The organism is Myxococcales bacterium, from assembly GCA_022184915.1.
Taxonomy (GTDB): domain Bacteria; phylum Myxococcota_A; class Polyangia; order Fen-1088; family Fen-1088; genus JAGTJU01.
In genome coordinates this window covers 243,302-267,962 of sequence record JAGTJU010000001.1, presented here as the reverse complement: position 1 = coordinate 267,962, position 24,661 = coordinate 243,302, and the positions used below count along the sequence as shown (strand labels likewise).

General features: G+C 64.4%; 22 protein-coding genes. 7 read left to right on the top strand and 15 right to left on the bottom strand.

Annotation, left to right across the window (positions count from 1 at the left end):
- Positions 1 to 292: 292 nt before the first annotated feature.
- Positions 293 to 1,882, bottom strand: a complete 1,590-nt coding sequence (locus KA712_01195; GenBank protein MCG5051551.1) for a sigma 54-interacting transcriptional regulator — start codon at positions 1,880 to 1,882, stop codon at positions 293 to 295.
- 187 nt (positions 1,883 to 2,069) lie between these two features.
- Between KA712_01195 and KA712_01190 the strand changes: the two genes are divergently transcribed.
- The 3 genes from KA712_01190 to KA712_01180 are packed head-to-tail and all read left to right on the top strand — an operon-like array spanning position 2,070 to position 3,912.
- Positions 2,070 to 2,795, top strand: a complete 726-nt coding sequence (locus KA712_01190; GenBank protein MCG5051550.1) for a carboxymuconolactone decarboxylase family protein — start codon at positions 2,070 to 2,072, stop codon at positions 2,793 to 2,795.
- Positions 2,796 to 2,827: 32 nt separating this feature from the next.
- Positions 2,828 to 3,292 carry a nuclear transport factor 2 family protein gene (locus KA712_01185; protein MCG5051549.1) on the top strand — a complete coding sequence of 155 codons (465 nt, stop codon included), beginning with the start codon at positions 2,828 to 2,830 and terminating at the stop codon, positions 3,290 to 3,292.
- A 2-nt stretch (positions 3,293 to 3,294) separates the two neighbouring features.
- Positions 3,295 to 3,912: a pyridoxamine 5'-phosphate oxidase family protein gene (locus KA712_01180; GenBank protein MCG5051548.1), complete on the top strand. Its 618-nt coding sequence runs from the start codon at positions 3,295 to 3,297 to the stop codon at positions 3,910 to 3,912.
- 187 nt (positions 3,913 to 4,099) lie between these two features.
- On the opposite strand, the gene KA712_01175 is transcribed toward KA712_01180, so the two are convergent.
- The 4 genes from KA712_01175 to KA712_01160 all read right to left on the bottom strand — a co-directional run bounded on the left by KA712_01175 (position 4,100) and on the right by KA712_01160 (position 9,313).
- Entirely contained in the window at positions 4,100 to 4,465 is a 366-nt protein-coding gene (locus tag KA712_01175) for a DUF3520 domain-containing protein (protein ID MCG5051547.1), read from the bottom strand.
- 16 nt (positions 4,466 to 4,481) lie between these two features.
- The gene (locus tag KA712_01170) at positions 4,482 to 5,336 is read right to left on the bottom strand and encodes a trypsin-like serine protease (GenBank protein ID MCG5051546.1); all 855 of its coding nucleotides are present in this window, start codon (positions 5,334 to 5,336) and stop codon (positions 4,482 to 4,484) included.
- Between the two features lie 849 nt (positions 5,337 to 6,185).
- Positions 6,186 to 6,959, bottom strand: a complete 774-nt coding sequence (locus KA712_01165; protein ID MCG5051545.1) for a hypothetical protein — start codon at positions 6,957 to 6,959, stop codon at positions 6,186 to 6,188.
- Between the two features lie 251 nt (positions 6,960 to 7,210).
- Entirely contained in the window at positions 7,211 to 9,313 is a 2,103-nt protein-coding gene (locus tag KA712_01160) for a PEP/pyruvate-binding domain-containing protein (protein ID MCG5051544.1), read from the bottom strand.
- Between the two features lie 1,799 nt (positions 9,314 to 11,112).
- Between KA712_01160 and KA712_01155 the strand changes: the two genes are divergently transcribed.
- A complete protein-coding gene (locus KA712_01155) occupies positions 11,113 to 11,742 on the top strand; it encodes a hypothetical protein (GenBank protein ID MCG5051543.1) in 630 nt (209 codons plus the stop codon).
- A gap of 146 nt (positions 11,743 to 11,888) precedes the next feature.
- Here KA712_01155 and KA712_01150 read toward each other — a convergent pair whose 3' ends face one another.
- The 5 genes from KA712_01150 to KA712_01130 form a co-directional block, all read right to left on the bottom strand.
- Entirely contained in the window at positions 11,889 to 13,109 is a 1,221-nt protein-coding gene (locus tag KA712_01150; protein MCG5051542.1) for a hypothetical protein, read from the bottom strand.
- The gene (locus tag KA712_01145) at positions 13,106 to 16,501 is read right to left on the bottom strand and encodes an ATP-dependent exonuclease SbcCD, C subunit-like protein (protein MCG5051541.1); all 3,396 of its coding nucleotides are present in this window, start codon (positions 16,499 to 16,501) and stop codon (positions 13,106 to 13,108) included. Before KA712_01145 ends, KA712_01150 begins: the two co-directional genes overlap by 4 nt.
- Positions 16,498 to 17,106, bottom strand: a complete 609-nt coding sequence (locus KA712_01140) for a DUF4194 domain-containing protein (protein ID MCG5051540.1) — start codon at positions 17,104 to 17,106, stop codon at positions 16,498 to 16,500. Before KA712_01140 ends, KA712_01145 begins: the two co-directional genes overlap by 4 nt.
- Positions 17,103 to 18,572, bottom strand: coding sequence for a DUF3375 domain-containing protein (locus KA712_01135; protein MCG5051539.1), 1,470 nt, complete (start codon positions 18,570 to 18,572; stop codon positions 17,103 to 17,105). The genes KA712_01140 and KA712_01135 overlap by 4 nt, the downstream gene beginning before the upstream one ends.
- A 1,050-nt stretch (positions 18,573 to 19,622) precedes the next feature.
- Complete coding sequence (locus KA712_01130; GenBank protein MCG5051538.1) at positions 19,623 to 19,808, bottom strand: hypothetical protein; 186 nt, start codon at positions 19,806 to 19,808, stop codon at positions 19,623 to 19,625.
- A gap of 104 nt (positions 19,809 to 19,912) precedes the next feature.
- Here KA712_01130 and KA712_01125 point away from each other — a divergent pair, with 104 nt between their 5' ends.
- Both KA712_01125 and tnpB read left to right on the top strand, forming a co-directional pair.
- Complete coding sequence (locus KA712_01125) at positions 19,913 to 20,227, top strand: hypothetical protein (protein ID MCG5051537.1); 315 nt, start codon at positions 19,913 to 19,915, stop codon at positions 20,225 to 20,227.
- Complete coding sequence (gene tnpB, locus KA712_01120) at positions 20,224 to 20,490, top strand: IS66 family insertion sequence element accessory protein TnpB (GenBank protein ID MCG5051536.1); 267 nt, start codon at positions 20,224 to 20,226, stop codon at positions 20,488 to 20,490. The genes KA712_01125 and tnpB overlap by 4 nt, the downstream gene beginning before the upstream one ends.
- Positions 20,491 to 20,497: 7 nt before the next feature.
- Here the strand turns inward: tnpB and KA712_01115 are convergent, their stop codons facing one another.
- The gene (locus KA712_01115; GenBank protein MCG5051535.1) at positions 20,498 to 20,938 is read right to left on the bottom strand and encodes a PIN domain-containing protein; all 441 of its coding nucleotides are present in this window, start codon (positions 20,936 to 20,938) and stop codon (positions 20,498 to 20,500) included.
- Entirely contained in the window at positions 20,935 to 21,162 is a 228-nt protein-coding gene (locus KA712_01110) for a hypothetical protein (GenBank protein MCG5051534.1), read from the bottom strand. Before KA712_01110 ends, KA712_01115 begins: the two co-directional genes overlap by 4 nt.
- A 47-nt stretch (positions 21,163 to 21,209) precedes the next feature.
- Here KA712_01110 and KA712_01105 point away from each other — a divergent pair, with 47 nt between their 5' ends.
- Positions 21,210 to 21,869: an integrase core domain-containing protein gene (locus tag KA712_01105; protein MCG5051533.1), complete on the top strand. Its 660-nt coding sequence runs from the start codon at positions 21,210 to 21,212 to the stop codon at positions 21,867 to 21,869.
- Between the two features lie 249 nt (positions 21,870 to 22,118).
- Here the strand turns inward: KA712_01105 and KA712_01100 are convergent, their stop codons facing one another.
- Genes KA712_01100 through KA712_01090 form a run of 3 tightly spaced genes read right to left on the bottom strand, consistent with a single transcriptional unit; the run spans position 22,119 to position 24,276 of the window.
- Positions 22,119 to 22,706: a hypothetical protein gene (locus tag KA712_01100; GenBank protein ID MCG5051532.1), complete on the bottom strand. Its 588-nt coding sequence runs from the start codon at positions 22,704 to 22,706 to the stop codon at positions 22,119 to 22,121.
- Complete coding sequence (locus tag KA712_01095; GenBank protein ID MCG5051531.1) at positions 22,706 to 23,173, bottom strand: hypothetical protein; 468 nt, start codon at positions 23,171 to 23,173, stop codon at positions 22,706 to 22,708. The genes KA712_01100 and KA712_01095 overlap by 1 nt, the downstream gene beginning before the upstream one ends.
- A 26-nt stretch (positions 23,174 to 23,199) precedes the next feature.
- Positions 23,200 to 24,276, bottom strand: coding sequence for a hypothetical protein (locus tag KA712_01090; GenBank protein ID MCG5051530.1), 1,077 nt, complete (start codon positions 24,274 to 24,276; stop codon positions 23,200 to 23,202).
- Between the last annotated feature and the right edge of the window lie 385 nt (positions 24,277 to 24,661).

The following is a 24,661-nucleotide window of genomic DNA, read 5'->3' as shown; positions in this document are numbered from 1 at the left end:
ATCGCCTGATGAAGGTGGTAGCGAGTCGAATGTTAGATAGTTTGATGCTTGCGCTGATCCGCATGTTTGTGGCGGCGCCGGTGATCGATGAACGGGAAGGAGGCGGGGCCACGAAGGCCACTGGGCGGCGTGCCGCAGGCTGGGGTGGTCTCGCCGCTGCTCGCGAACTTGTATCTACACCTGATGGATCGGAACTTTCGAAGGCGAGTAGAGCATGGGGAACTGAGATTCGATTCCCTGCTGCGGCCCTGAGCAATGACCAGGTTGGCGCCCGTGACGAGGAGGTTGGTGTTCACGCGCGCGGTCGCGCAATCCCCAGCGCCTTGATGCGCGAGGCGAGCGTCGTGGGCTTCATGCCCAGCAGTTCCGCCGCGCCGTCGGGCCCGAAAATCTTCCCGCGCGATTGTTCGAGCGCCCGGGTGATGCTGTCGCGCTCGGCCTGGCGGAGCTCCTCCCGGGTGAGCACCGCCGACGTCGGTGCGGGCGCTGCTGAACGAAGTTCTGGCGATGTTTGCGACCCGAGGAAATCGAACCGCAGCTGACCACCCTTGGACAGGATGACGGCGCGTTCGACCGCGTGTTGCAGCTCCCGCACGTTGCCGGGCCAATCGTGCCGGGCGAGCTGCAGCGTCATGGCCGCGCTCAGACGCGGCGCCGGGCGGTTCATGCGTCGCGCGGCTTGCAACGCGAAGTGGGCCGCCAGAGGCGCGATGTCCTCGCGACGGTCGCGCAGGGGTGGGATGTCGATCGGAAACACGCTGAGCCGATAGTAGAGATCCTCGCGAAAGCGCCCGCGCGCGCTTTCGGCTTTCAGGTCTCGGTTGGTGGCCGCGATGATGCGTACGTCAATCTTGCGTACGCGCGTGTCACCCACGCGTTCGATCTCTTGCTCTTGCAACACGCGAAGCAGCTTCGCCTGCATTCCCAGCGGCACTTCGCCGATCTCATCCAGCAAGAGTGTCCCGCCGTTGGCGAGCTCGAAACGCCCGGGTTTGTCACGAAGCGCCCCGGTGAATGCACCCTTGACGTGACCGAAGAACTCGCTCTCGAAGAGCGATTCTGGAATCGCGCCGCAGTTGACCTTCACGAACGGACGATCGCGACGGTCGCTGTTTTCGTGAATGGCCCGCGCCACCAATTCCTTCCCGGTACCGCTTTCCCCCATGACCAGGACCGTCGCGGTCGTCGGGGCGACCAGACGGATTTGTTCGGTGACCTTCTTCAGGCCCGCGCTGCCCCCGATGATGTCGCCCACGCCCAGCGCGGACGTGACCTCCTCTCGTAGGTAGCGGTTCTCTTCCTCCAGGCGTGCCTTCAATGACTCGATTTCCTCGAACGCCCGCGCATTGGCGATGCTGACGGCTGCGTGATCGGCCACGACGCGCAGCCAATCGAAGTCTTCCTTCGTCAACGCTCCCTTGTCGAAGATGGCCAGGACGCCCAGGACTTGTCCGCGAAAGACCAGCGGCTGAGCGGCGAAGGTTTGGATCCCCGCGGCTTTCATCCACGCGGGGCGAGCCACCCAGTCTTCGTCGCCGCGCACATGTTCGATGAGCAGTGGCTCGCCCGCTTTGCCAACGCGACCAATCTTGCGCACGCCGAGCGGAAACCGTCGGAAGGCGCCGTCGAGCCGCGCGGGCGCCGTGCCGCGCTCGGTCTCGATCCCCGCGCTCGCCGCCAGGTGCAGACACCGCTCTTGATTCGGGCACTCGGGCCGGAACGCGCACGAGGCGCAGTCGTCGCCCGGACCCTCCAGCCAGATGCGGGCCAAGACGACGTCGTGGCACGCGGTGATGCCGCTGACGATGGCGTCCAGGACCTCCGAGAGCGTTCGGTTCTGCGCCACCGACACCAGGACCCGCGGCAGGAGCGATTGGTTCACCCGTCGAGACTACGAGAAATCGTGAATGAGGGAACGAACTTTCGTCGTATAACGAAAAGTCGTAGACATGCGTATCGGCTAAACCACTTGAAATATTTAGCTTTCTCCGAGAGACCGCCTGGCGCGCTTCTTGTTGTCTCTCGTAGCAGGCACCGCACTTCGCGGGGCCGGAACCAGGAGACGATCCATGTCCAAGCTCGCGATCCCCGCCACCGTCGACGCCACCCCTGCCGCCTCCCAGCCGCTCCTCGCGGCGGTGAAGAATCAGCTAGGCTCGGTCCCCAACCTTTTTCGCTTGCTCGGTACCAGCCCGGCTTCGCTCGAGGGTTACTTGGGGCTCAGTGGTGCGCTCGGCAAGGGCGAGCTCGATGTGAAGACGCGCCAACGCCTGGCCATCCGCGTGGCGGAGCTCAATGGCTGCGACTACTGCCTGTCCGCGCACACGTACCTCGGGCAGAACCTGGCGAAGCTCGACGAAAACGAGCTGGCGGCGGCCAGAGAAGGTCGCTCCGCGGATCCCAAGGCCGACGCGGCCCTTCGCTTCGCGACCGAGGTGGTGCGCGCCCGTGGGCATGTCTCGGCGGCGGCGTTGTCGGCGGCGCGGGCAGGGGGATTGAGCGACGCGCAGGTGATCGAGGTCGTTCTTCACGTGGCAGTCAACACGCTCACCAACTATGTGAACACGGTCGCCGGCACGGACGTCGACTTCCCGCGCCTCTCGGCCCACGCCGCCTACGACGACTTGTGCGCGGTTGCGGTGTCGATGGGTGAGCGGGTTGCGTCCGACGGTGTGTCGTCGAGCCGCTACGCCGATCGCCTGTTTCGTTTCTCGAGCGCCGAAGCCAAGGCCATGTTCGATGCCGATCCGGGCGCGTTCGTGAGCAAGGCGGACGCGCGGTGGCCCTTGCCGTGATGAACGTCCACGCGCAGCCCCTGGAGAAGCCCATGACACGCCCGCCTGTCCCCCCGTTCGATCGTCAATCGGCCACGCGCAAGGCGCGTCTTGCCGAGGACGCCTGGAACCAGCGCGATCCCGACAAGGTCGTGCTGGCCTACACGGAAGACAGCCATTGGCGGAATCGGTCCGAGTTTCTCCAGGGGCGCGCTGCCATCCACGCTTTCCTCGTTCGCAAGTGGAGCTCCGAGATCGACTACCGGCTGATCAAAGAGGTTTGGGCGTTTTCGGACAGCCGCATCGCTGTGCGCTTTGTCTACGAGTGTCGGGACAGCGAGGGTCTCTGGAAGCGCGCGTACGGCAACGAGCAATGGGACTTCGACGAGAACGGATTGATGCGGCGACGTGAGGCCAGCATCAACGACGTCACGATCAGCGAATCCGATCGGCTGTTCCGCTGGCCGCTCGGGCGACGCCCCGACCCTCACCCGGGATTGACCGAGCTCGGACTCTGACCATGGGACCAACGAAGACCTACCCCAGCGACATTGCGTTCAGTCCTGCCGTCAAGGAGGTGCAGCGGCGGCAGGGATCGCGGGCCGCGTACGCGCGTCTCGAAAAGTCGGGAGGCTGGAATACGGCGATCGACGCGGCGCTGGGGGCATTCATCGCGGACCAGACGAGTTTCTTTCTGGCCACAGCCAACGCGGAGGGCCAGCCGTACATCCAGCACCGCGGCGGTCCACCGGGGTTTCTGCGCGTGATCGACGAGCACACGCTGGGCTTCGCAGATTTTCGCGGAAATCGCCAATACATCAGCGTCGGAAATCTCTCCGAAAATCCGAAGGTGAACCTGTTTCTCATCGACTACGAAGAAAGATCCCGCGTGAAGATCTGGGGAGAGGCCCGCGTCGTCGAGGACGATCCCGCGCTGCTGGCGTCTCTGAAAGTGGAGGGCTACAAGGCGACGATCGAGCGCGCGATCGTGATCGACGTCTGCGCGTGGGATGCGAACTGCCCGCAACACATCCCACAGCGCTTCGACGCCGAAGATGTCGCCCGGATGCTCGCCCGCAAGGATGAGACGATCGCAGAGCTGGAAGCGCAGCTGCGGGCGTTGCGGAAGCGAAGCTGACACGGCCTCCGGACCAAGAGCACAATCGACGGTGCGATCACGTTTGCTCGTGCAGCCGCGAGGCCCGTCGCACCAGCGACACTAACCCTCGCCGATGCCCACCTGGGTCCCATCCGAGGCCCCGTTCGGCCCACGCCGCCACGTCCGCGAAGGTGGCCCGACCCGTGTGCGGCGATTGGCGCAGAAGCTACCCAAAGGCTGCCACCGCCGGCGAGAACGTGAAGGCCGGGGAGGGCGGGGCACCAGCCGCGGAATCGGCGCCCACGAGCGTGGAAAGCTGACTCCGTCCGCCCGCCGGGGCTTTGTGGCGAACCTTCACGAAGGCCAGCTCGCTCCCGCGCGGCACGCCCGTGGTCTGGTACCGCAACTGCGGGAGCACGTTCGTGTCGGCGGCGGAGCGGATCTCGTAAAGCGCCACGAGGGTCGCCGGCGTTGCCGCGCTGACCCGCGGGGCACCCACGAACCCCGAACCACTTTCGTCGACGCCTAGGCGATTGACGTCGCCCAGGCGTTCGCTTCCGTGTCTGCCGCGCAGCCGCGTCGAATTGGTCAAGCGTGCGCGATGCCCGTCATTGGGCCTGTCGGCGCAGGAAGGACCGTACCTCGGGGGTGTCGAGCCGAGTCACCCTGTTGAGCAGCGAACCAGACGTGTTCGCGGCCGGCGCGTATTCCGTTCCCGAGTTGACGCCAATCAGGCTGTCGGAATCTTCGCGGAAAACCGGTCCACCCGAGTCTCCCGGGCAGAGCCCCGGGAGACTGAACCCGCTACCCGCCATCAGATGATTCCCCTTTTGGAGGGACGACGCCACTGCGCTTAGGTCACCCTGATAGAAGTTGGAAAGGACATCGGTGGTCTGGTCTTTCGTCAACACGAAGGACGTGCCGTACTCGGCTGTGAACGTGTTGCTGCTCTCGAAGACAATGCGACCCTGAGCGTCGGTTCCACTCGCATTACATCCGTACCCAACGAAGGTGACCGTCGTTAGCGGGTGTACCGTCGCCGTGTCGATTTTCGCAAAGCGAAGCTCCTTGAAGGCCTTTCTCAAGCTCTCCTTCGTCGTGAGCACCGCTAAGTCCGCCGCCCCGCCGAGGGAGAGTTCGCGCACCGTCAAGGCGCCGGCCTTCTTGATCTGGGCTTCCCAGCTGTAATGGATGACCGCGTTTTGGATCGTGAATTGCTTGAACTGCTGCGCCGCCGAGGCCGCCGACGGCGTCACGCGTTCATCGGTCGAAATGCGGAATGTTTGGCCTCGTTTGAAGGCCTCGACGGTTCCGCCTGTAAACACAGGCAGCTCGATGGTCTGTCCATTGACGTCGATCGTCTTGGTTCCCGTATTGGAAATGCAGTGGGCGGCCGTCACGACCACTGTGTCTGCCACGGCCGTCCCGGTGCAGACGATTCCGTTGCTTCCTACGAAGATCAACGAAGACGGGTACTTACCTCTGGGCAAAGGGGTGCCATTCTCAAGCGGTTGTGTTTCAACACCGAGTCCGTCGGGCTCCGTCTGGCCGCCACACGACGGTGACAGCACGGTGCACATCGCCACGAGGCCAGTGAAATGCGCAGCAAGGCGCAATCCGTCGTGAGTTTTCCGAGTATTAGGGCGAAACATTGGGGCTCCTTTTTGGCACTTGTTTGTTGCGCAGCCGTCACATCGCCTCTTCACCAAAGATCACAGACGGTTTCGGGAGCACACTCGCAGCCCATCGGTCTGCCAAGCATGCCTACGCCTGAAGTGGGGGCAGAGGTGACAGACGCATCTTCAAATATTCTGCAAGTCTGGCAGTTTTTCTCTGCGTGAAGAAAAGCCCAGAGCTAAAGCCCTCTGCGCCCCTCCTTGGAGCAATTCGTCCATGCGCAGCCGGGTGGATGAGAGCGGCGCACCCGGCAGGTGACGACACGCGGCGGTGGGCAAGCGCGCCAAAGGCATGCCGCACGGCGCTCGCAGCTCCTTGGGTCTAAAGGCGCTCTATGGCAGAAGTACCGTCGCCGTGTCCCGGGCTTGTCGTAGGCGCGCCTTTTCGCGCTTGGTGAGTTTCGAGGAATCGATCCGCCTCTGGTCACGCTCTTCCTGTTGCGCCGAAGCTGCTCAACGCTGACGTTCACCTGGCGATAGGCATCGTGAGCATTGCGGGACGAACGGGCGAAACGGCGATTGTAGGACGACATGAACTCCGGGGCGAAGTCATTGGCAGCCGCGACGGTATCGACGTTTCGCAGCCGCAGCTCCTTCACGAGACGGTCCTTTAGGGTCAGATTGACGCCCCCGGTTTCACCCTCCATCGAGCACGATGACACTGATGCTGCACCCCTGAGGCGGGGGATCGGCGTCTTGCAAACCTGTCGACACGATACGCGCCATCGGCCGAAGGGCAAAGCTGTCGAGCATTTGCTTGTGAACCTCTTTCTGCTCTTCGCACGAGAGCCGACCATTGCCGTATAGGACGTAGCCGAATGCAGTCGTTCCGGACTGGCTCCGAATCTCATTGAGGACACCGCCGTTCACGACACGGTCGTTCCCCGACGCAAAGTACATGTCGATGTAATCGTCCGTAAAGTATTGCGTCAAGAAGGTGTTCGCGAAGACGTAGTGCACGCCATCGAACTGATTGCCGGCTCCTGAGCCGCCCAGGTTCGATGAGTGAAGGAATGCGTTGGGGATCTGGGTACGGCCCTTCCACGGCAACATGAACTTCGTCGTGGCCACGATGTCACCCGAATCAAAGCGCACAGAAATCCGTTCCCACGCCGCTCTGTCTGGCACCGTCTGGAGGCAGACGGCATCTACGGGGCTACCGAAGCCACCGGCGTTGTAGTGCTCCGTCATCTGCGCGCATGTCCACGTTCCCTCTCTGGGCAGAGGCGACGAGCCACTGTACGGTCCTCCGGAGAACACCCCCTCGTCGCCGCGGTTCCCGGCGCCACCACGACCTGGCCCTCCTGCACCCTGCCCGCCCGCTGGCCCTCCGCCGTTGTCTCTCTGGTCCCCCGGTCCGGACCCTCCGGACCGTCCTGCTTGGCCACCACCCGTTTCGGAGTCGTCCACGGGACCCTCCTTCCCTCCACAGGCGACGTTTAGCGCCAGAAGCGTTGCACAAAAAAAAGCGCCAACGCGACCCAGGCCTCGTCGACCTTTCGGAGGCAGCTGCGTTTGCCGGTTGTCGTGGTGACGCGAAAGCCGCATCGGCGATGTGGGGACAGGACAGTGGTCGGGCTTCATGGAGGCACACTTCATGAATGAATTGAGGGGCTGCATGGGTGTTGAGTGCTTGCAAACGCCTAAGTCCTCGGGAGCGACTAGCGGAGGTACGGGCGGATCTGCTTGATGATGAGGCGACCGTCCTCGAGCACCTTCCACTCGGTGTCGAAGATGACGCTCCGGCCGGGCGAGGCCTGTGCGTCGCGTGGGAAAACCGCCAGCACGCTTTGCATGGCCGCGACCAGGGCGGTCAGCTCCGCGTCGCTCATCACCTCACCGTTTGGCAGGGCGCTCGAGCGACGTACCCGCTCTATTTGGGTGCCTTGAGGGGCGGAGGTCAGGCGCACGCTCTCGGGCCACGTGCCGGGCTCGGGGGCCACCACCTCCAGGGTGCCGATCTGGCTGTCCACGAAGATGCGGTTGTCAGCCGGGTTGTTGGGGTTGCCAGAAAACGCCACCGCGTTCGAGCGCTCGTTCTTGCTGCGCAGGTTGACGAGAACCCCCATGCCAACGCGTTCGTGTGGAATGCCCGAAAAGTCCCGCTCTTCGAACGCCCGAAAGTTCCACACCGAAGCCCAGACCGTGCGCAGGGCTGCACAAACCGTGTGTTCACGTTTTTTGTCGGCGTCGCAGCGGCTGGGCCCCTGTCCGTCCCCATCCACCTCGTCGGCCAGGCAGCCTGACTCGGAGGTGTAAAGGCCCGCACCGTTGAAGCCGAGGATGTCCTCCGCGTTGCTGCTGCTGCGGAAGCGCCACATGAGCTCGGCGGGACCGCGTGCCAAGATCTGGGCTCTCACCGCTTCGATGAGTGCGGGGCTGCAGGGCGTTTGCGCAATGGCCCGACGAAACGCGGTGAGCACGTCGTTGCGCCGTTTCGCCGAAGCCTTGAATTCCGCGTCGGCAAGCACTTCGGGCAGGGCCGTGGCCACCGTGCCCTTGACGGTTTTGGAGGCCAGCCGCACCGACACGGCGGCGCGGCTGACGTGCTCCAGGTAGGCCGAAATGGGGACGAGGAATCCCGGCAACGTCACCTCCTGTGCGATCCTCTGGTTGAGCGTGGCGAGGTTCGTGCCTTTGGCGCCGTAAGCGGACACCGCGGCCGCGCGCTGCTCAGGGCTGGTCGTTTCCAGGGCCAGAAGATCCACCAGGGGTAGCGGCTCGGCCCGGTAGGGTGGCAGATCCTGGGGCGGCTTTTTGAAGGAGGCCCAGAACGCGTTGGCTTCGTCCGGCGTGGCCTCACGGACCTCGAGGCCCGTGTCCGTGCACGCGAAGCGCACGAGGCGATCTTTCCAGGCCGCCAGCCGGGCCAGCGGCGACCTCACGAAGCAATTGGGCGTTCCGCGGGCAGCGCTGCGGATGTTGACGTGCGAGAGCTGCCCCTGGCGGGTGCCGGTGACCACGCCCGACACCACGGTCGTGAGATCAAACGGCGCTTCATCGAGCACCAGCACGTCTTGCCAACCAAAGGCAAACGTCGCCTCGGCCTGCGCGAACTGCTGCGCGTTGTAAAGGCGCACGCGCCCGAAAGACACGCCCGCGTTGTAAAGTTCGTACTCGGGCCGAAACAGGTCCACCTTCAGGGCGGGCAAAAAACACTCGGATGTGTCTTGGCCCGCCTTCGGGGTGAAAAAGACGTTGGTGAAGGGCAAACTGGCAGCCACGGCGTCGTGGCTCGGCTCGAAGACCGCACAGGCCACCTGGTCGGCCGCGAGCGGAGCGCCCGGCTCTGGCACCCACCGGTAAGCGTAGACGGGCCCCAGGGCGCCCGCGTCGATCAGGCGCGCCTCGCCAAACGCAACCACCGTCTCCACACCGGGATGGAGCTGGGCGTGGCTGCGAACGGCGGCGGGCCATGTGCCGGTCTGGGCAGCCTGGGGCGCCCATCGTTCGAGGGCGGCGTTCGAGAGCCAGTGCGCCTTGAGGGTCGGCGTGCCCGTGGAGGTCGTCACGACGAAGCGCCCGGGGCGCTCCTCCGCGGCGGCCTCGTCGGACAGGTGCCGCTGACGCGAGCTGCCCGCCGCGCGCCAGAAGTCGGATTCGACCTCGACCGCCACGGCACACACCTCCGCCGAGGGGGCGTCCTCGACAGGGGCGAAGAAGGGGCAAGGCTGACCCGAGACCGCCTCGTCGCCCCCACAAGCGGCAAGCGCCAACAGGAAGCAGCCGTGCGCAAAACACAGGGTCGAGGCGAACCGCTTCATTCGAACATCCCAATGGAAATGCCGCGGCCGGTAGGCACCTGCGGCGATTGAATGTACGGAGCGGTGGGGACGTGTTGCAAAGTACACCGGAGGTATGTGGAGCGAAAAGTTGTGACCTTACAGAACCGTATGAGAGCCGACCGGGCCGGAGCCACCGGTCCCGCTTCCAGCTACGCCTCCGGTCACGCCCGCGGCCCCACCCACCGCCTCGGGCGAGGACGCGTCTTCAGAGGCACAGCCCTTCGCGGACAGGGAAAAGCTGAGGGTCGCGACCAAAGTCAGCAGGGTCCGACCCTGACCCCAAGCCAAGCGCCGGGTGCGGGAGCGGAAAAGGAGGGTTAGACGGGGGCTCGTGAAGTCGGACACTGCGGACGTTAGTGGGTTCCCGACCGATACGGAGCTCGAAAAAGATGGCAGCTCGTTGCCCGGCGCCGGGGCGGACTGCCCTGAAGCTTGCCCGCCCCCCATGACCACCTCGAGTTGGCTGATCGTTGGCGCGGCAGCCTGGCAACCAGCGTGTGCGTTCAGAGCGACGCGGGCCTGCTGCCCCCCCGCGGTGCCGCGCCTACCAGACGCAGGGGCGGAAGTTGGCCGTAATCGACTCGTCGCAGGCGACAATCGGTGCTGCGAGCCGCGTCGCCTGCGCAATCAACACGCGGTCGAAGGGGTCGGCGTGCGGGAGATCGGCGGAAAACGAAGTTGTCGTACAAGGAATGCAAGGGATGTTCTCGGTATTTTCGCCCGTTTCGCCTTAGGGGCGGCACCAAGAAGTGCGCGAACGAAGCCCACCCGTTGGCGCACGCGCATACCCCAACGATCAGGCCGAGGGATTCGCGTTTTGTGCCGACGCCGTTGTAGTGGTTGCCCACAATGATTCGATCGGGGCGTTCGGCAAAGATGAAGCCTCCTGCACGGCTTTTCATGCATCAGCAACCACCCCGAACGACGGCCATACCTTTCCTGATCGAGGCGTGGGTCACCTTCGCACCAGCGGCGTTCTGCCCAGTGGGTACGTGTTGCAAGACTGGCGCGACGTGCTTCGGCTAGTTTACACGGGCTGCAAAAACACCGACGGTTCGTGTGCTGGAAGAGATGACCGCGTGGCACGTTGTGGAAGCACGGTCCGGCGAGAGCTCATATCGAATTGGGGGAACTTGTTCTCGGGGGTCGCGTGCCCGCAAAGCACGGGATGCCCCAAAGGCCTTCGTCAGGCTTACCGTCCAGGGGCCGACTCTGGTACATCGGGTGAGTTCCTCGCGTTTCTCGGCGTCGCCTACGACCCAAACAATCTCCTTACGCGCACATCGCTTGTGGCCACCACAACTCCCACGCTGACACCACTGCCATCGCGCGGCTCATTTTGCGACGGCGGCGACGCGGAGGGTTTTCTTCCCACAAGCATAGGCCCAGCTTCCGCAACCTTTCCCAGTGGCGAACCACAATTCACCGAGGGCGATCCGATCCGTATCCCTTGTACCGACGAAGACGATTTGTGTGGCGCCGACGGAAACTTGCCGTTGGTGCGGGCGATTACCCGCAACGACTACGCTCATGAAAGCGCAGATCCCACGCATCAATGTAAGCGTCTATTCGCGTATAAGGAGTACGTAGCTTCCGCACTTCCCATTTGTCCAGATCGCACGAAACCCTCCGCGGGACGTTGCAAGTTTCCCTATTACGAGAGTGGTGGTTTCAAGACTTTTACTTGCCTCGCCAGCGCACGACAGTCTAACCCCCTGGCGGCCCCAGGCACTGACGGCCGCGCGTACAACTTTGTTGTCCACAGACAAGACGGCACAGTGATTTACAAAGACGGATTCAAGAAGATGCCGGCAGTCGCTCAATGGCGGCAGAACATGGCCAAGCTCGACAACTCTCCGCTCGCGAATGGCAAGGCGTTCTTGACGAGCGATCTCGTTTGCACCCGCGAGGGCCCATCGCCCTTGAGCTCAAATACACCTCGCCTTATCGGCTGTCTGGTTGCGCACGCGAAATGCACGTTGGGCGCGGGTTCGATTGAAGCCGCCTTTGCGAGCGACGCTCCTGCCGATTCTTTGGCGCAAGAGCCCGTAACGATCAGGGGGTTCTCCGCGTTGAACGGGAATGATGGCAGCAGCGACTATCCGATGACATGGTTGATGTGGCTGAACGCCTTGCGTGGTTTCGAGAACATCATGATTGACTGCAAGGATCGGGGTGGATCAAAAGCCTATTGTGAAGACCAGCGACGCTTGGCTCGGGAGATACTTGATGTCGGCAAGGCGGGCAACGTGATGGCTGGCATCTGCGTTGAGTCTGGCTACTTTCCGCTCAACAACCCTTTCTGCAAAGGTGCTAGTGGAAGCGCCTCTTGTGGGGCACCCACTGTGCAAGACCTCGCAAGTTGCTCGCTCGACGAAAGCGAATGGGAGGATCTCGTCAATCGATAAGCGTCGTGCCAAGACCGTAGATATGACGCCTTCGCTTCGATTCGCATGCGTTGCTGAATTCCTCAGTGTGCAATGCCGAAGTGACTGCGCGCTCACGCCCACAATACACACATTGGCAGGGCGAAGATGTGCGAGCCGCAGCCAGTTCATCGAAGGTCGCTTTGAAATCTGATGCGGTCCGTGTTCCCCCCAAGCGGCTCCAACGCGTCCATTAGCCATTCGTACCGCACGCACTCCTGTTCCAGTCGAACCCGTTCGCCCAGTTCCCCTGCGCGCAGGCTCTCGAACAGCGCCCGCTCCTCTGGCGTTAGCCGGTCGACTGGCAGTCGGTGTGGGTCGGGTTCCTCCACCCAGGACGTGCGATGGGCCATCAGCGTCTTTCGATCCATGAGCATAGACCGCGCTGCGGGAAACGCGGCACGCAGCCGATCGAGCATCGCGAATCCGTGCGTGTCGATGTCGCCCCAGTAGACGATCGACCGGTCACGAAGCCAGTCGCACGCCGTCAGGCGATCGAGGCCATACCCCAACCCGAACACCACCATGCTGCGGGGGACAGGAGGAAAGGCCAGGCCGTTGATCTCGTTCTCCGTGATGAACACCGTCCGAACGGCAAGCTCGAGACGCGCAAAGTCGTCGGCCGGCACGGAAAGGTCCATGAGCCCGCCAACGGCGAGGTCGGGGTCCAGGATCCGGAACCGCACCAGCGCCGGCTTGCTCAACAGGCCGTAACGCAGCTCGAACTGTCGCGTGGGCGACCGTTGCCGGTCCACCGCCTCGGCCGGAAGAACCTGGTCCAACAACTGCGACAGCAGCAGGCGTTTTGCCTCGATGAACTTGCTATCCACGCCCGGAATGTCGACCTGGCGCAGATAGATCCCCGGGCGCGGATGTTCCGAGAACCAGGTGACCGCAGCCAGGATGCGCGCCCAGTCCTCGGCGTGCTCCAACACGCTCAGCGGGTGTTTGTCCACCCAATCCAAAAGCGCGGGGGCGCTCCCCCGGGTTTCGTCGCGTAGCTGCCCGAAGCGCGCCGCCGCACGCCGCTTGCCGATCAGAGACAGGGCGTCATCGCGCGTGGGCACCTCGAGGCCGGTGGGCAGACGGTTGGGCCCCAGCTGCCGGTGGTTCACCTCGCTCCAGACGATCTCGTAGCCCGCCCCCACGCGCGCCTTGCTGCCCTCATCCAGCGCGCGAATCCACTGACGAACTTCGTCGAACCGCGACGCCAGCTCGCTCGAGTTCGGGCGTGACAGGCGCATCGGCAGCGGAAACAGCGGCGCGCCTTCGGGTGGACACAGCAGGTCCCCCCGGTTCCAGCGCCGTTCGAGCGCGGCCCGGATGTCCGCCGGCGTCGTCCAACTCATGACGTCCCCGAAGAAAGCCTGGCCGCTCGTTCGGCCCTGTACTCCTCGATGGTCATGTTGCGAAGCACCGATCGGCGGCCGTCGTCGTTGTGCACGTAGCCCACGGCGGCCACGTGCGGCTCGATGACGTGAATCTTTTGCAGCGGCGTCACGATCAACAGCTGCAGCCGCAGCTTGCCGAACAGCTCCAGGCCGTACCGGGCCGAATCGTCCGAGCCCCGCCCGAACGCCTCGTCGATGACCACGAACCGAAACGAGCGCGAGCGATCCTTGCCGCCGAGCTCCAGGCCAAACTGGTAAGCCAGGCTGGCGGCCAGCACCGTGTAGGCCAGTTTTTCCTTCTGGCCCCCGGACTTGCCACCCGAGTCCGTGTAATGCTCGTGGGGGCTATCATCTTCCCGCCACTTTTCCGACGCCGCGAAGGCAAACCAGTTCCGCACGTCGGTCACCTTGCGCGTCCAGCGCCGATCCAAATCCTCGAGACCCGGGCGCCCCGAAAACCTCTGGATGAGGCGCCTGACTTGCTCGAACTTTTGCTCGGAATACTCGCCCTCCGCAGGACCACTGAGCGTATTCTCCGTGCACGCGCGCAGATCCTGGCGAAAGTCGCGCACCTCGCCGTCGGCCGCCGCCGTGGTCTCGAGCTCGATGTACCGGCCCGGATTGTAGTCGATCTCGCGCAGTGACCGGTTGATGATGGCGATGCGTTCCTTGATGGTCTGCTCTTCGCGATACAGCTGCGACTGAAACCCTGCCACCTCGCGGATGGCGTTTTCGTTCAGCAGCTCCTTGAACTTCGCCTCGAACCGGGGCAGGTCATCGGTGCGTAGGCGCTCGAGCATGGCCGCGAACTCGCCCGCCGCCGCCACCGACGCGTCGACCTCCTGGGTCTCGACCGGGTAGTCCTTGCGGTAGGCGGCCATCGCGTTCACGATCTTCTCGGCCAGGCGCGACAGCTTCAGACGTTCGTTGTCGATGCGCCTTTGCAACCACTCGCGCATCTCCTTTTCGCGGTTGTCGCACGACTCCACGCTCAAGGTATGGGGGCCAAGCGCCTCGTCCCGCATGTCCTGCAAGCGTGAGAAGCAGGCACGCAGCTCGTCGTCGCCAGCCGCGAAAACGTCGTGACACTCCTGCTGCAGGCCCCGGGCCTGATCCAGCTTCAGCCCTGCCCGGGCCAGTTGCTCGCCTGTGTCTTTCTGCTCGACCTCGGCGCCGGCAATGGCTTCGTCCACCATCCGCAGACGCTCCTCGAGCGCCCGCAGAACGTCCGATTCCTGCTCCAGCCTCACCCGTTCAGCGTTCAGGGTCTCGATCTCGATGACCAGAGGCCGAAAGTCGAGCTCGCGGAAGCTCCGGTAGGCCAGCAACTCCTGGGTATCGGCCGCGGTCTGGGTCAGGCTGTCGATCTGGTCCTGCGCCTTTGCGATCCGGGCGGCGCAGTCCTGCAGCTGCACCTGCAGGCTGTGGGCGCGCAACTCGAGCGCCGCAATCTTGCTCTCGTTCGACCAGCCGAGCACGTACCGGGTGCGATCGTCGATGCGATGGCGGTCGTCCTTTTCGTGGCGCTCGCCCTTGCCCTTGACCTGCCCCGCGCGGGTGAGCGCCGTCGGCTCCCGGCGAAACTGCTCCAGTGTGTCGCAGCAGACATAGTCGAACCGCTGCATGATAATGGCTTCCAGCCAGGGGTACACGTCGGAATCGGGCTTGATGGCCAACTTGCGCACCAGCGACCCCGGTTCGGCCCGGCCCGGCGCCCCACCCCCGCGGGATTGTCGCACGCGGTAATAGACGAGGCGGCCCCCGAGGTGCGTCCGTTCGACCCACGTGGCCACCCCTTCGTAAAGCGCGTCAGCGACCAGCAGCGACAAAGCAAAGTTGTGCAGAACGCGCTCGATGGCGCCTTCCCAGTCACGGCTGTCGTCCCGGACCTGCAGCAGCTCACCGGCGAACGGCAGATCGCCTTCGGCGACGCCGCCCAGCGCCTGACACAGGCTGGCGCGCAACTCCAGCATGTGGCGCGGCAGGTTGCTCTTGCGGCTGCGTAGCGACTCGAGCTCGCGGACGATCTCGTCGTGATCCAGCTTGCGGGCGCGAAACTCCACCTCGGCGTCGGTGCGGGCGTTCTGCGCTTGCGCCTGGGCCGTCAGCGCTGCCTCCCGTCTTTGTCCCGCCTCGCGCTGATTGCTGGCGAACAACGACTCATCGGATCCCGAGGGCAAACCCAAACGGGCGGCCACCTGGTCGTAGCGCTGCGAGCGCGCGCGCCGCTCGTCCCGTTCCCCCTGCTTGCGCTCTATTTCCAGACGAATGCGCTCCAGCCGGTCGCCGCCGTTCTGCGCGATCGCCGTCTTCAGCTCGTCGCGCTCGGCCCGACGCGCGCGCAGGCTGTCCTGCACCGTTTGGGACACCGCCTCGAGCCGCACCTGCTCCTGGGTGAGATTCCCGATGCGCGTCGCGAGCAGTTCCAGCTTTAGCCCCGCAAACCAGGGTCCAAGCGCCGTCCGACACAGGCCCAGCGCCTCGACCTCCCGTTCAATCGTCCGGTGCCGCTCGCAGTCGGCCACGAGCGGCGTCAGACGTTCGACCTGCGCCTTGGCGCGCAGCACGGCTTCGTGCGCCTGGTTCAGATCCTGGAAGTGCGCGCACAGCTTTTGGATGCGCTCCTCGACGGGGAATTCGTCCAGCATGTGTTGCCGGACAAAGTCCGTCAGGTTCCCGACCGACTTCATCGACACCGTCTGGTGGAACAGCTCCAGCGCCTGATCGCTATCGATGCCGAACCGGCGTCTGAACGCAGAAGAATACGGGGGAAACGAATCCCACAGGTCGATGCCCTCGGCCTGGCGCAGGCGCTTGCGCAGGTTCGCGATGTCCGCACCGAAACCCGCAAAATGCTCCTTGATGCCCAGCTTCCGATCGCCCAGCACGAACAGCCGCGCCGGCGGTCCATCTGCGTCCTTCATCCAGAAGACCTGCGCCAACGTGACGGTTTGCTCGTACCCCTCGTTGCAGAACTGCGCCAGCACCACCGAATACCCGTTCTGGTCCCGCAGCCCCACCGGGCGCGCGCCGGCCCCCGTTTCGGACCGTTCGGACTTGTAATGGCCAAGCACGTACGACTTGAGGCTTCGCTCCCGCGCCTCGGCCCCAGCCGCCTTGTTGTAGGCAAGCTTCTGGGGGGGCACCAGCAGCGTCGTCAGGGCGTCGACCAGGGTCGACTTACCCGAACCTATGTCACCCGTCAAAAGTGCATTGTCACCCCCGAGCGCCAGCGACCACACGTGCTGATGGAACGTTCCCCAGTTCAGCACCTCGAGCCGGTGTAATCGAAACCCCGCCCGCTGCACCGGGGGCGCCAGGTCGAAGAGCCGTTGCACGCCGTCACTCATGTCGATCTGCCTTCTTCGTCCAGACTTTGGGCGTGGGTGCGGTAATCGGCCAGGCGCTGTTCGAGCTCGCCCAGCCACTGGGCATCGACGTACGCCTTCACTATGCGCTGGACCTCGAACTGGTTCTCCTGCCCTGACTGCCCGGATAACCGACGCAGGAACCCAAGCTCGATGATCTTGTTGATGTGGGCGTCCACACGGTCCACGAACCGCGCCTCGTTCGCCGACGAGGGCAGGAACACCCTCAACATGTCCACCAGAGTGTCGCGCCCCACGATGAGCCGCCGCTCTCCGCTTTCCGCGTCGAGTTCCACTAGCTTTTTGCGCAGCAGCGCCAGCAGCAGGCTGACCGGGTAACTGAGCGGCCGTCGCGCCACCAGCCGAGGCAACGGCGCCTCGTCCTCGGTGGGCGTCCGCTGGCGGACGTAGGCAGACCCCTCGGCGTCGTCCAGCACCACCTCGAGCCCCAGCATACCTAGGTGCTCCCGCACGTCGGCCTGGCGCTCCAACAGCACCTGCCACAGGACGGGATCGTGATGGCGATCCAGAACCCCCTTGAGCAGCGCCACGAGCACGTGCGACAGGGTCATGGCCGCGCGGTTCATGTGACACCTCGCTGGAACACCACCAGGGGGACGGTGGCCTGCCGGCAGATGCCCGTGGCATCCGTCCACACGATGGTCTGGTGAACGTCGTCATCGATTACGTTGTCGCCGCCCTCGGACGCAAGCCCCAGGTACGCCACCAGCTCGGCCAGCCCCTCGGACAGCGGGTTGTCGGCGATGAGATCGGCAAGCGAGATCTGAGTTTGCGTCTGCAGCGCCCTGCGCACGATGGCCGCCAGCCGAGCTCGGTCGACGAACGACTGCTCGAACAGGGCATCGGCGCCCACATGCACGTCCGCCTCTCGAATGCCGTCCGACGCCAGCGTGGCCTTGAACGGCGGGGCGAACAGCGGCCGATCCATGGGCAGTTCGACCGTGGGGGCGGTGTCATCGACCTCAACAAGGACGCCTTCGGGAGGCGCAGCCCGCACGGCCAGGGCGTGTTGTTCGATCTGGCGAATGATTTGCAGGATCCGGCGGTTTTCGACGAAGCTTTGATCGTCAAGGAACCTACGGAGTTGCTCGGAAAGCCGGGCGATCGTCCGTTGCGCCACCTCGCCCGCTTCGAGCCAGTCGTAGTGAACACGCACAAGCCTCGGATCAGGCGCCAGCGTGCGGACGGCGGGTAGCGCCATCACGCGCTCGAGCAGCGCAGAAAGCTCCTCCTGCCGGGCGGGCGACATCAGGAAATCCCAGAACGCCCTGAAGCTGCGCCCTTGATCCGAATCGCTGATGGCGTCTCGGTCGCCGAACACCTCGTCGAGCAGCTTGCCCTTGCCGCCCTCCCACAGAGCAATGCGCTCGCGTACACCGCGATCGAGCGCGCGAAAGTTCTCCTCGACCTGGCGAAAGTCACCCAGCAGGCCGCGCGCGGTCTCGGTCAACTGCAAAAAGCGATCGCGCACCTGCGTGTCGTCCATGATGTCGATATCGCCGGCCTTCACCCGACGAATCTGGCTGTCCAGTTCGTCACGGCGGCGTTCGAGCTCGGCGATGCGCAGGGTCCGATCCACCTCGACACCGGCGGCGATTTGTCGTAGCAGCTCGAACACGGTCAACAGCCGCGACTCGGTGGCCACGAACGCGGGCTGCTGCAGCGACAACAGGAAATCGATGGCCCGCTCGGCCGCGGGGGTCAGATCGTAGTGCGCCTCGTCGGCCTGGGGCGGGTAGTACTTGCGCAGCCACCCACCGCCGTCACCCGCCCAGGCGTCCAGGTACTCGAGCGCGCGGCGCGGGTAGGCGTCGGGCCCTAGCGTGGCGCGCAGGTCGTAAATGTGATCGTCAAGGCACGAGACCAGCTCGGGCTGGGACACGGTGCGCACGTTGGGCGTCACGAACGTGCGGTAAAGGAAGCTGACCGCAAACGGCGCGTGTTCGGCCCGCAAAAGGCGCCACGCCGGGTGCTGCTGGCGCAGCAATTCCAGCGTGTCGTGGTCGAGGCGTGGGGCGCCAGGGGCAGGCATGAAGGGCGGGATTATACGGAAACATCGTCTTGACCACCATGGTGCCAGCATTAAGTAGATCCGAGCCCCACGAAGGTAGCTATTGACCTCGCTGACGAGCTGCGGAAGCGACCGGAACGTCTGCTTCGATGATGGTGGGGATGCCCAAAGGCGGTTCCCCACCATTCGCCTTCGGGATGCGCACCGTCGTGACGTCAGCTTGGCTCACCCACGCCTGGCCGTGACAATGACCGACTCGCGGGCGACCCAACCGCGAAAGGCAAACCCGCTCATCCGAAAACTTTCCCCCACCTCGACCCAGGAGTCGGTTTCCCGATACACCCTCAATCTGTCACCCTCCTTCTCGAACGTGTCTTCGGCCTCGAACTTCTCAGAGCCTCCGTCTTCTTCGTCGAAGTCCCAAGGGCTTGCAGGGCCGAGGGTAATCGCGCTACAGGGGACGGCAAAAGATACGATGCTCGTCCGAAACCCCGTCGCGTGCCCACGCAACGATGAGGCCATCGTCACGTCGAAGCTGCCTTCCGGGGTATGAACCTCCAGCCGATCTCCTGGCCATTCCCCGGCCACGAGGCAGCCCAACGCGGCCGATTTGAAATCAGGCTCGAGCTCAGGGCATACCTCGTCGCCAAACGGTCAAGGAACGCCGTCAGAGGCCGCCGGGTTCGCCCAGCGCTGCGCAGGCTGCTCAGAGGGCATGCAGGCGACGATGGGCACCAACCGAGGGTCATGAAGCCACCGAGTCGCGTCGCCTGGCGTCCTGAAACGTCGAGAGCAAGCTCACTCTTGGTGACCAGTCCTCGGTGTCGCCTGCTGAGCGGCCTGTCGCAGGAGATCTGGCGAGAGCCCAACCTTGGCGCAGTCGTTCAGCGAGCGTCGCGCGTTGGTCGCAGGGGCAGCGCCAAACCAGGTGCGGTCCTCGGCAGGCACGTCGGCATGGCGCAGCACGATGTCGTTGGGGACCGGGAAACGGCGCCGTCGCCATGCAACCTGCAGCGTGAGATGGATGCTTGCAGGGAGTGCATCCGACAATCCGTGAAGCGCGAGCGCGCTTTAGTGCGAGACGACACCGGCCAGCTCGGCCCACAGCCAGGCGGCGACGAGCTCCTCATGCTCGCCTGCAGGGAAATGAACCACCCGATAGATGCTTCGCCGCACCCGGATGACCTTCCCGGCGTGGATGTGTGTCCGTCCGCCGTTCCGCCCCCGGTTGATGTCTCGCGCACGCGGGGGAATCACGGGAGGCTCCCGCGATCATGCCCAAACAGAAGAGAATTTTGCAAAGTGCCGCGGACTCGGCTGTTCCCAGCCGGCGACGTTGGCGAGAAGAGGACGCTCGACGCGTGCTGAAGGCCTGGAGACGAGCCGGTCTGTATGCGAGCGCATTCGCACGCTCAATCGGCATTGATGCCCAGCGGCTGCTGTGGTGGCGCAAGCGCCTCGAGATCGGCGCTGAAGAACAGCGTGCGCTTGATGACGGGTCGCCGAGAACGTCGGCGTTGACGCTCATTCCGACGACAGTGGTCTCGACGACGCCTTCCACGTCAGTCACGGTTCGTCTTCCGCGCGGGGTTCGCATCGACATCGTAGAGACCGGGCAGGTGTCGCCGGCGTGGATCGCAGAGCTCCTGGCGGAGATCAGGAGGGTGGCGCCTTGATTCTGTTGCCGCGCGCGGTTCACATCCACTTCGCCACCGCTGCCGTGAACCTGCGCAAGTCATTCGGAGGCCTGTCGAATGAAGTGCGGGCGGCCCTGAAGCTCGATCCGCTCAGCGGCCATGTGTTCGTGTTTCTAAACCGCCGACGCAACCACGTGAAGCTTCTACTATGGACACGCGGTGGCTTCACGACGGTCCACAAGAGGCTCGACGCGGGCACCTTTTCGCTCCCTCGTCTCTTCCTTAGTGCCCAAGCTGGTTAAGTGCGTTCTATTTCGCGTCAACGAGGGGATTTTTTGTCTTCAGCGCCGGAAAGCTGCTGAAGTCGCGGTCAGCCGAAAGCAACAACCTAACCCCGTGGGCAAGGCAACAGTTGGCGATGCGGGCGTCGTGAACTTTCGCACCCTGAATGTGCGCGCGCACCAAAAGCTCGCTTAAGCCGGTCAGCGCGGTCGCCTCGTCACCCAAAATCCTCAGGCTCATCGACTCGCGCCACGCTGCGATTTGCTCCAATGCTTGATGTGGCGAGGATGGCTGTGACCAAAGGCGAGCATGCGTAGCAACGCCGTAAAACTCGATTAGATTGTGAAAGCAGATGGCCCATGGCGCGGGACTTTCTGCCAACTCCCGCACGACCACTGTCGCGCGTCTGTGAAAGGCGGCGTCGCGGCGATGTGCATGGACAAGAATGTTTGTATCGACGGCGATCATCGCGCCCGCTCGTTCAACTCATCAACCGCGCGATTGACTTCATCGTTCGACACTTCGTTGTCAGCACCACGAGCGTACCCGACGGCGGCATCCCTTAATTTGAAAGAGGGCGCTTCTGTGCCCACGAGGCGCTCGAGGGCGTCGACCACAAGAGCCTTCAGCGTCATCTGACGAGCGGCCAGAAGCGGGCGTGCTCGCTCCAGCAGGGCATCGGGAATGTCCACCGTGGTCCTCATATGTATATGCATATCATGATAGGCATACTGATGCAATGGGCGCGACGACTTGTCGGACCTTCAGGAATCTGAGGCGGATTCTCCTGCCTAGATCGCAAAACCAAGTATTTACGCGACGGAACGCATCTTGCTGCAGGCTGGAGCATGGCGTTCCGAACGCCGTCGCAGAAAGCTTCTTCGCCTCTTTGAAACGGGAGATGCATAACGCGGACTGGATCGAGACGGCATCCGTAGGCACCCTGTCGGCAAAAGAATTCATCGAGACCTACAATTATCGTCGGCTTCATTCGTCCATCACGACCGGACGCCTGTCGAGTTCGAGCTACTACATTCTTTGCAGAAGCGATCCGCTTAACCCAACTGTCCACGAAATCGGGTCAAGCCCAGGGCGGGATGTACCCCAGGTCCCGGTCACCACGGGGCGCAAACGCACGCCGGTCGTGAGGACCTTGTCTATCGTCTCTAGGGGAGCCACCGCCGCCGTGAACTCGTTGACGACGGCCGCCCTCTGCGCGGCGCGGATCACAACTCGTCCAGCAGCCCTTCACACACCGGCGCGGCGTCGCCGTCGTAGCAACGCAGGCGCAGCTGCCAGTCGAGGCGCTCCGCGATGCAGGCCACGAACCTGCGGCGCCTTTCGTCGCACGAGATCGTTGGGGCCGCTTCGTCCAAACAAACCTCCCCTGCCAGCGTGAAGTCTCCCTGTCGAAAGCTGCCGTCGGGAGTAAGGGCGCCCGACAGGGGCAAGCGCGTGGCGCGGTCGGGCGCAAGGGAAAGGCTTCGCTCATCCTGGGTGAGCACGATGCGCGTTTCACCTGCAGCGCAGGTGCCCGTCAGGCGCAGCGTTTCGGGCACCAACCCGTCATCATCCCACAGGCAGGACGCCGGAAAGAGGAACGCCAAAGAAAACAGCGCTCCCAAGGCTCGGCTTCGTGAGCCCGCAGTCATGGTTGCCCCGCCCATGGCTTCAGCGTCGACCGGCAGGTGCGGCCAGCGCCTTCGGGCGTGCAGCTGGCAACGAGAGCTCCGCCCTCGGGGCGGACACTGCATCGTTGGCGGTAGCGCGTGAGGGAAGGCAGGGACGCGCCCGCATCCATGCCAGCACTGGCATCGGACGCTGCCTCCTCAGGGCTGAGCCGCGCATCGGTGCCCGCGTCGGCGACGGGCGACGCGAGATGGCCTCGCGCCTCTCCCCACAGCTCCAGGGTGGCCTCGGCCATGCTGGGGGGGCAGTTGCTGTTGCTGAGCCAACCGCTTGGCTCTTCGTCGAAGAAGCCGAGTCTGGACGCGTTGTCTATGGTCAAGCGGTCGTTCTGGTCGACCGACAACACCACCAAGCCCGAGGGCCCACAATCGCCCGTCACGAAGAAGGTCTGGGGCCCGAGGCCGTCGCCGCAAATGGGCGGAGGACTTTCGGCCAACAGCAGCCAGAACGTTCCCAGAACGGCTCCGGCCCTCAGCCACTGCCCGAGCCGCATAGGCGGCGACACTTTTTCTGCGCCCGCGGCATGGTCTGCGTTCGTGTGTTTCATCAGCGGCCCTCCTCGGAGTTTGAAGGTTTCATGACAGCGAGTCGCGCGCGTGAGCCCGCTTCTTCGGGCGTCCTCAGGCGGTGCCAGCCAAAGGCCACCGCGAGCGGCACGAGCAAGAGGGCCAGCAAGTCGGAAGGGTCGCGGTACAACACGCAGCCGCCCCCTGCGCCCAGCGCGCGCGACAAGGGACGAACGAGGCCGCAGTAAATCGCGCCGGCCGTGTCCGTCAATTCGACCGCCGCAAACGACGCCGCGGTCGCCACCGCGCCCACGCCCAGACGCCACCCCACACGGACCACGCCGAAACCGCCCAGCAGCGCCGAGATCAACAGCGGAAGAAAAAAGAGCACGGCCACATCCGAAAGCTTTCCCGTCACCCAGTTGCTGAAGGCCGGCTTGAGGTAGCGATCGTTCAAACCCATGAGAGCAACGGCCGCCAACGGCAGAGGCGCGAAGAACTCGCGCATGCGCCAGTCCTTCACCGGACCGCCATTCAAAACGCCACCCCCAGGGTCAACCGGGGCTCGTGCGCCCGGCCTGAGCGGCGCGTTCCCGGCACGAGGCGATCGTGGGTGGTCTGCTCGAAGAGGTGAAAGCCCCACGAGAAGGCCAGCCAGAAGGGGCCGTGCCTGGTCAGCGGCTGGCGCACGGTGGGCGCCAGCACGAATCCCGAAGCGCGGGGGCCACCCCAGCGCGTGCCGAGCCACTGCGCGGTCATCCCCACCCACGGCCACCAGGCCGAGGGCGTGGTGTTCGTGGGAAGTAAAAGCGACAGGTCCAGGGACCGGGAGGCTTCATCGTCGGTGGCCGCGTAGCTGCCCCCAACGCCCACCAGGGCATCCTTGAAATCGAATTGCAGGCCAGCGCCCAGCACGCCGCCGATGGCGCTGGCCGGCGCCGGCGCGTTCCACTGGTTTGCCACCCCGACGGTCAGCACCAGGGACACCATGCCAGGCCCGGGCGCCGCCTTGGCGATGGGCGCAGGTGAGGGGGCGGCGCGAACCACTGGCGGGGGCATAGGCGACGGCGCCTTGGCGACAGGAGGAACGGGCATCGGGGCTTGTGCGGCTGGAGCTTCGGGGGCCACAGGCGTCGGCGAAGCAGAGGCCGTCGCTTCCGGAGCAGCCGCTGGGGTCGGGGGCGAAGGCGCCGCAGGCGGCGCACCCGGCGGCAGGGGAACCGGTGCGGACGCCATGGCCGGTGCGCCCTGCGCGGCAGCAGTGGCAGACGTTCCCAAGAGATTGTTGGGGGCCGCACGACCGGCAAGCTCGGCTTTTGCGTCTCGGCACTGGCCGGTGGCCGTCACGCCGAAAATCGCCGAACCGGCGAGCAGCCCCACGGCGAGCAGCCCGCTGGCAAGGCCGTCCCGAGCTTTTTCTCCTTCTGCTCCTTCTTGTTGCGCGCTGCTCAGCATGCCCACCGCCATGAGGCCCGCGAGCGTGGCGTCGATAGCGGGCGCCGTGCGGGAGGACGTGCAGTCGAAGGAGAGCATCTGCTGGTGGTGGGAGGGCGGCTTGTCCACGAAGACGAGCGAGCAGCCCGCCAGACAAAGCGTCGCGGACAAGGTCATCCCAAGGGAGCGCGAGCGGAGAGAGTTGGCGTGGGACATGAAGACGAGTGGGCAGGAGTGCAGCCATCATGCCACGAGCAACCAAAGGGAAAATACGCTGAATTGGCGCGCAAACACGCCCGGAACGTCGCGAACCACGACACGAGGATCAGCTTTTAGGCGCCTCCTTTGGCCCTGCGCAGCCCCCCTCGCTCAGGGCTCTGGTACAAAATCGCCCGGTGATCGGATGAGTAACGACCGCATCACCGATCGCATCCTGGAGTCGATTCGCAAGGCGGCGTTCGTTATCCGCCGCCCTGAGCAACGCCCGGCCCAATGTTTAGGTCGACATCGAAGAGGCTTCGACCCTGCTTCTTGGGGACGTCGTCGTACGCCGGCTCAGCCT

Coding starts and splice junctions, on each gene's coding strand:
- KA712_01190 (MCG5051550.1), top strand. CDS start 2,070: ATGTCCAAGCTCGCGATCCCCGCCACCGTCGACGCCACCCCTGCCGCC.
- KA712_01185 (MCG5051549.1), top strand. CDS start 2,828: ATGACACGCCCGCCTGTCCCCCCGTTCGATCGTCAATCGGCCACGCGC.
- KA712_01180 (MCG5051548.1), top strand. CDS start 3,295: ATGGGACCAACGAAGACCTACCCCAGCGACATTGCGTTCAGTCCTGCC.
- KA712_01160 (MCG5051544.1), bottom strand. CDS start 9,313: ATGAAGCGGTTCGCCTCGACCCTGTGTTTTGCGCACGGCTGCTTCCTG.
- KA712_01150 (MCG5051542.1), bottom strand. CDS start 13,109: ATGAGTTGGACGACGCCGGCGGACATCCGGGCCGCGCTCGAACGGCGC.
- KA712_01145 (MCG5051541.1), bottom strand. CDS start 16,501: ATGAGTGACGGCGTGCAACGGCTCTTCGACCTGGCGCCCCCGGTGCAG.
- KA712_01140 (MCG5051540.1), bottom strand. CDS start 17,106: ATGAACCGCGCGGCCATGACCCTGTCGCACGTGCTCGTGGCGCTGCTC.
- KA712_01135 (MCG5051539.1), bottom strand. CDS start 18,572: ATGCCTGCCCCTGGCGCCCCACGCCTCGACCACGACACGCTGGAATTG.
- KA712_01115 (MCG5051535.1), bottom strand. CDS start 20,938: ATGATCGCCGTCGATACAAACATTCTTGTCCATGCACATCGCCGCGAC.
- KA712_01105 (MCG5051533.1), top strand. CDS start 21,210: ATGGGCGCGACGACTTGTCGGACCTTCAGGAATCTGAGGCGGATTCTC.
- KA712_01100 (MCG5051532.1), bottom strand. CDS start 22,706: ATGAAACACACGAACGCAGACCATGCCGCGGGCGCAGAAAAAGTGTCG.
- KA712_01095 (MCG5051531.1), bottom strand. CDS start 23,173: ATGCGCGAGTTCTTCGCGCCTCTGCCGTTGGCGGCCGTTGCTCTCATG.
- KA712_01090 (MCG5051530.1), bottom strand. CDS start 24,276: ATGACCTTGTCCGCGACGCTTTGTCTGGCGGGCTGCTCGCTCGTCTTC.